The following is a 6,837-nucleotide window of genomic DNA, read 5'->3' on the forward strand; positions in this document are numbered from 1 at the left end:
GGCGGGGCAGGCGGCGCCGCCGACCCCGCCGATGCCGTTGCCGCCGGCGCCGCCTGCCCCGCCCGCCCCGCCGGCCCCGCCGCTGCCGCCGGTGCCGCCTGCGGCGGCCGTCGTGCTGCCCGTGCCCGCGGTACCGGTACCACCCGCGCCGCCGGTGCCGCCGCTGCCGCCATTGCCGGCACTCCCGACGCTGCCAGCCGTTCCGGTGCCTGCGGTGCCCGCGCCGCCGTTGCCCGCGGCACCGGCGTTGCCGCCGGTGCCGCCCTGGCCGCCACCGCCGCCGGCGCCGCCGAGGACGCCGGTGTTGGCGCCGCCCGCGCCGCCGTCGCCGGCCACGCCACCGATACCGCCCTTCCCGCCGGCGCCGCCGGTGCCGGTACCGCCGTTGCCGCCGGTGCCGCCTTGGCCGCCCACGCCGCCCGAACCACCCTTGCCGCCGGTGCCGCCTGCGGCCGCCGTCGTGCTGCCCGCGCCCGCCGTTCCGGTACCGCCCGCGCCGCCGTTGCCGCCGGTGCCGCCCGCTCCGGCGCTTCCGACGGTGCCCGCTGTGCCACCGTTCGCTCCAGCGGCTCCGGCCGCGCCGGCGTTGCCGCCGGTGCCGCCCTGACCGCCGCCGCCACCGGCGCCGCCGAGGACGCCGGTGTTGGCGCCGCCATTGCCGCCGGTGCCGGCCACCCCGCCGACGCCGCCCTGGCCGCCGGTCCCGCCACCGACCCCGGCGATTCCTGAGCCACCCGTGCCACCTTGGCCCCCGGCGCCGCCCGAACCACCCGTGCCGCCGGTACCGCCTGCGGCCGCGGTCGTGCTGCCCGCGCCCGTCGTTCCGGTACCACCGCCCCCGCCGGTGCCGCCGACACCGCCGTTGCCGGCGCTGCCGATGCTGCCGTTCGCGCCGCCGCCCGAGCCGCCGAGGCCTGCGGCGCCGGCGTTGCCGCCGGTGCCGCCCTGGCCGCCGTCGCCTCCGGCGCCGCCGGTGGTGCCCGTGTTGGTGCCGCCGGCCCCGCCGTTGCCGGCCAGGCCGCCGATACCGCCGTTGCCGCCCTGGCCGCCACCTGCGCCGCCGGTGCCACCTTGCCCGGCATCACCGCCGTTGCCGCCTGCGCCGCCCGCAGTCGCCGATGTACCGCTCGCGCCGGTGGTGCCCGCGCCGCCGTTGCCGCCGTTGCCGCCGAGGCCGCCGGCTCCGCCCAGCCCCATGCTGCCGCTCGCGCCGCCATTGCTGCCGCCGGCCCCGGCTGCCCCACCGGCGCCGCCGGTGCCGCCTTGACCGCCCGCCGCGCCGTTGCCGCCGGAGGTACCGGTGTTGGAGCCGCCGTTGCCGCCGCCACCACCTTTGCCACCCGCGCCGCCGTTGCCGCCCTTGCCGCCGACGACCCCGCCGCTGCCGTTGCCGCCCTTGCCGCCTGCGCCGCCGTTGCCGCCTGCGCCGCCCTGACCGCCGGCGGTGGGGGTGGTCGTGGAGTCTGTTCCCGCAGTCCCGGCGTCTCCGTCCGCGCCTGCGCCGCCATCCCCGCCATCCCCGGCAGTGCCGCTGACGCCGTGAGCTGATCCACCCGCTCCGCCGCTGCCTCCGGCGAGGCCCACTCCCGCGCTGGCTCCGCCGCTACCACCGGCACCACCGGTGGCAGCTCCGGTGGCGAGGTAGTTGTAGGCCATCCCGCCGTCGCCGCCGGCCCCGCCGACGGTGGCGCCAGCGCCGCCCTGACCGCCGGCGGCGCCGGTAGCGTTACCGACCGGCACCGGCACCGTGCTGTTGAGCGTGAAGTCGTAGGGGCCCAAGATCGCGGCGCCGCCGGTTCCGCCGTCGCCACCTGCTCCGATCGTGCCGGTGCCGCCCTGACCGCCGGCACCACCGACGGTGCTTCCGAATCCGAAGCTGTTCGCGACGCCGCCGGTGCCGCCGGTGCCGCCAGTTCCGCCGGTGCCGCCCTTGCCGCCGGTCCCGCCGAACAGGACGCCGCCGCCGCCGGTGCCGCCGGTGCCGCCGGTGCCGGTGTCGCTGTTGCCGCCATCTCCGCCGTTGCCCGGCAGGTTCAGATAACCGCCGGCTCCGCCGTCTCCGCCGTTGCCTCCGTTACCGCTGCCGAGGCCGGCCCCGCCGGCCCCGCCATTGCCGCTGTTGCCGCCGCCGATCAGTCCGCCCTGGCCGCCGGCCCCGCCGTTGCCGCCGGCCTGACCGGAGACGGTGGCGGCCCCGCCGGCGCCGCCCACCCCACCGGAACCGAACCAGAGGGCTGAGCCGCCGTTTCCGCCGTTTCCGCCGGAACTACCGGCACCACCGGCGCCACCCTTGCCGCCGTTACCGACCACTCCGGCCAGACCGCCGTTGCCGCCTGCCAGTCCGGAGCCGCTAGGTGCCGACCATCCGTCGCCGCCGTTGCCGAAGAGCCAGCCGCCGGGCTTGCCGTCGGGGCTGTCTGCGGTGCCGTCTGCGCCGTTACCGACCAGCGGTCGGCCGGTCAGGATCGTGATGGGATCGACGGTCGCCGACGCGCTCGCTCGCCGCGAAGCATTGGCGGTGGCTGCGGAGAACACATGTGTCAGGGCGTCGGCGGAGGGGACTGCCGGCGCCGGTGCGGCCGACACGTGCGGGCGTGGAAGCGCTTTGACCGGGAAGTGCGCGACGCGTTTCGAGCCGGCCGCGTCATCCGTCGAACCAGGAACGGCCGATGACGTGTTCCGTCGACCACTAGCGGCCGTCTTGGAGCCGGTGTCGCGGTGGCTCGAGGTTTCGCCGTGGGCTGAGTCGGCGTGGGCGACGCCGGCAGCGGCGCCCAGCGATGCGCAGAAGCCGACGGCGACCGCGCCTGTCCCGAGCCATAGCGAGATCTTGCTGTGTGGGGTGCGGGAACGGCGGCGGACCGCTTTCGAACTGTTGCGGCGCGCCGCCCGATGCCTAACAGCCATAGTTTGCCCCCAGACCAATACAGCTACAGGTTGTTAACTCTAGCAATTTCAATGGCAATCTGGCCGCTGTCCACACATTGAGTGTGTCGCTAGACAAAGACTGAATTCTGTTCACCAATTTAGCTGGGCAGATGCGCCAGGTAGAACGAATTCTCCAATTGATGGGCGCGTACTTCCGATTCGCATTTTCGACCCACAGAGTCCAGAATAGTTATTTTTCGTAACTACATCTGATTACTTGCCATCAGCGCGTTATAGGCGAAGGTTTCGGCGCTCGGTCGACGGTGCAGAACAGGTGATGTGGTGCCGGAGGCCCGCAATCGGGCACTGATGGCGAGGCGCTGCAGCCGCCGACCGGGAGGTCACCAGCGGGTGCTAGCGGGGTTTCTTACCCCCGGTGCCGGAACCGGACTTACTGCCGCTACCGGCGGACTTTGACGACGCGGCGGGCTTTTTGTGGCCGACGCCGCGAGCAGCCGATGCGGTACTGGTTGTGCCAGAGCCGGACGACGCGGTCGGGGCAGTTGTTTCGGTGCTGTTGGTGCGCAACGCGGCGGCGCTGGAGACCTTCTTGCTGCTCGCCACCGCGGCCGCCCCGCCGGCGGTGCTGCCGTTGATATTGATGCCCGGCAGCGATCGGGTGATGGTGCGCAGGTTCTGAGCAATCGCCCCGGCGATCGCGAACGGGCCCAACCCGGCCGTGACAGTGTTGTTGTCGCCGAAGAGATTGAACGCCAGGCTCAATGTGGTGTTGGGGTACGGGCCCTGCGAGGTAATGATGTTGCCGTTGCCCAGAAGATTCCCGGCGGCGGTCAAGATGCCCTGCGCCTTGACGATGCTGTCGCCCAGCATGTTCGTGGCGGAGTTGAAGAAGCCCTGGGTGAGCACGGTGCCCGCGTCACCGATGTTGAGTGACAGGTTGCCGAACCCGCCGCTGCTGGTGGCCTTGCTGCCGTCGCCGCCGACCCCGCTGGCAATGGTGAGGTTGAGGCTGCCGATATTGGTCATGGTGCCCGGTCCGAGCTGGAAGGCGATGTTGCCAACGCCGGCCACTCCAGCTGACTGTGTTCCGTTGGCACTGTTCATGATGCCGATTACAAGGTTGAGGGCGCCCATCGCTGCAGAGCTGCCTGCCCCTTGTTGCAAGACGACATTGAGGACGCCGGGGAGCACCGATGCCCTTGCGTCGTCGCCGACAGCCACCGCGAAGCTCATGATGCCGAACGTCGTCACGGAAGCCGCGTTGGTGCCGAACGACATCGCGGTGCTGAGGAACCCGTTGCCGGCGTTGGCGACTGCACCGGTGCCGATCGCGATCGCGACACTCGTCAGGTTGCTGGTGCAGCCGCCTCCGTTGCCGATACCGAAGGCAGAGATACAGGTTGCGTTCGCGGCTGGAGCATCGCCGAGGGCGCTCGCGGCGAGTGCGCCGGACACTAAAGCGGCAACGACCACACCGCTCCTAGCGCGAACCTGACTCTTCGACATGCCCTGCGACTCTCGACGTCTTTGCTGAATTGGACCGTACCCGACGCGTTCGGAGCTTACAGCCTTTCCGGAGGATATTGAACTATGCACTCCCAATGGGCGGACAGCGCGCGCCACGCCAGCCCCACGCGGCGATGTCGGCGGCCAGGGTGTCCGGCGGTCGATTCCAGGTCTGATTTGCTAGATAAAGCCAGTTCAAGTCCCAATAGACACGGCATCTCAGGTGTCGGAACTGCGCGCCGTGGGCGCCACATCCATGTACAGAACGCTTAGTTGGTCGACTGTCGTTGTGTGCGTGGGCATCACCCGAATTGGGCAGTGTGCCGATACGGCCGATGAAGGCACAGGTATTTGCCACACTTAAATGATTCGGTTTGTGTCGGACGCTGCGCGGTTTGGTAGCCCGGCGTGGTCTGCTCTGGCGACCGCGGGAGGTGCCCCATGTTCCCCGCGCACCAACGTGGATTTGGTAACCCGACACCTCTTCCCAGAAATTTACGTCTCGGAAAGTTCGGGTCACGGACGAGCTGCGTAGGACCTCTTCGCCTGCGCATTGCTGGCCCTGGCCGGCCGTGCACTACTGCTTGCGGTGCTTTCCGCCGCCGCCACTCTTGGCTGTCGAATTCGTGCCGCTTTCGCCCGAGCCGCTCGACGACTCCGCTTTCCGATGGCGTCCGCCTGTTGCGGTGCTCGTCGAAGGTCGGCTCTCCCCGGAATCGCCCACCGTCTCTGGCTTCCGGTGGCGTCCACCGGTGGCAGTGTCCGACGCGGCCCCGTTGTCAGCGCTGGTGGTCGTGGTGACGTCGGTGTCGATGGACGTCGTCGTTGAGGTGTTGTCGACGGCGGCCGAGGCGGGCGTGGCCGCCGCCGTGGTGCGCAGGGACGCTGCGTGGCGTCCGCTGCCCCCGACGCCTTCGGTCGTTTCGTTGCCTCCGCCGGTCGAGCTGTCGCCCTCGCCGGTCGAGCTGTTGCCCCCGGCGGTCGAGCTGCTGCCCCCGGCGGGCAGCTGGAATTCGGGCAGGGTGAACCGGGACAGGTGGAAGTTGTTGAAATTTATCCCGGGGCCCTTCAGGAACAGCGTCTGAGCCTCTTGACCGAACGACGTCATGAACGAGAACGGGCCGTTCAGAGCGTTCAGCACGTTGTCGATGCCAAACGAGTTCACCACGGAGCTGAATAGCGCCGGGAAGCCGGTCTGAGACACCAGCTGGACCACATTGCCGGTTCCGATGAGGTTTGCGGCCACACTGAACAGTCCCTGCACCTCAACGGTGTTGGTGCCCAGAAGGTTTGCGGCGGTGGTGAAGAGGCCTTGGGCTAACACACTTCCTGCGTCACCAAAGAAGTTGAGAGCCCAGGCGCCGAGGCCGCCGGCCGCAGTGGTTTGCAGGCCCGTGCCGCTTTGCAGGATGCTAAAGGCGAGGTTGAGCAGGCCGACGGTGGTTACCGTGCCCGGCCCGATCTGCAGGGAGAGATTGCCCAGGCCGGCGGCACCTGTCGTCTGAGTGCCCGTTCCACCCGGCAGACCCACGGCGAGGTTGAAGCCGCCGACCGTCGTCGTCGTACCTGGCCCGAGTTGAATCGCGACATTGCCGAGGCCGACGGCGCCGGTCGATGTCGCCCCTGTGGTGCTGGCACCGAGGACGAAATTGAGCATGCCGCCCAGAGTCGACGCGGTGCCGGCCCCGAATTGCAGGTTGATTCCGAACAGGGTCCCGAGTGTCGCCGAGGACGCCCCATTGCCGAAGGCTCCGCCAAAGGTGAACGCCGCGATATTGGTGAGAACGTTGGCGCCATCGCCGATCGCGATGGCACCGCCGAAGAGTGCGTTGCCGGCATTTGCGGTGGCGCCGTTACCGATCGCGATCGCGAGCGTGGTCAGGTTGCTTGTGCAACCACCACCATTGTTCAAACCGAAGGCCGACATGCACGTGGCGTTGGCGGACGGGGTGGGGGTGAATACACCGGCGGCGAGCGCACTGGCGACCAGCGCGCCAAGCGCAGCGTTACGCCCGTTACGAACCCGCCCCACGACATCTCCGTTGCTTCGAATGTGTCTTTGCTGGTTTGGACCGTACCGGACAATCGTGGGTAACTGACAGTCTTCCAATGGATAATTGTCGGTGATTCTTAGCTGGCCGTGGAGGTCCTAACGACCTCAAATCCGTTGCGCGCCGCGGGTCGCAGCGTTGCCGCACAAGGGATTGAGCCGCCTGTCGGGGATACGGGACCGCATATCGGACCATTGTGGCCGCGACGCCGAGGACGTTGCTCGGCGGGTAGCGGCCTGGGGTGGCGAACTTCGGTGCCCCCGGCAGTGTGTGGTTCCAGGACATAGGAATGGCGTGTCTCAGGACATTGGAATAGGTGCGGCCCGCACCGTCGGCGTGTGTCGAAGGCGCGTTTGGTCATCACTGCTGTCGTGGAACAAGGGCTGAGCCA

3 protein-coding genes are annotated in these 6,837 nt (G+C 69.7%); all 3 read right to left on the reverse strand.

All coding sequences use genetic code 11. From position 1 onward, the window contains the following. The coding region (locus HPC46_RS33265) for a PGRS repeat-containing protein (RefSeq protein ID WP_407665607.1) at positions 1 to 2,907 on the reverse strand (2,907 nt) is incomplete at its 3' end. A 375-nt stretch (positions 2,908 to 3,282) separates the two neighbouring features. After that, a complete protein-coding gene (locus HPC46_RS33270; protein WP_179476272.1) occupies positions 3,283 to 4,395 on the reverse strand; it encodes a hypothetical protein in 1,113 nt (370 codons plus the stop codon). A 577-nt stretch (positions 4,396 to 4,972) separates the two neighbouring features. After that, complete coding sequence (locus HPC46_RS33275) at positions 4,973 to 6,427, reverse strand: hypothetical protein (protein WP_179476273.1); 1,455 nt, start codon at positions 6,425 to 6,427, stop codon at positions 4,973 to 4,975. Positions 6,428 to 6,837: the final 410 nt, after the last annotated feature.

The sequence above is a fragment of the Mycolicibacterium vinylchloridicum genome (assembly GCF_013404075.1).
In the GTDB taxonomy this organism is placed as follows: Bacteria; Actinomycetota; Actinomycetes; order Mycobacteriales; family Mycobacteriaceae; genus Mycobacterium; species Mycobacterium vinylchloridicum.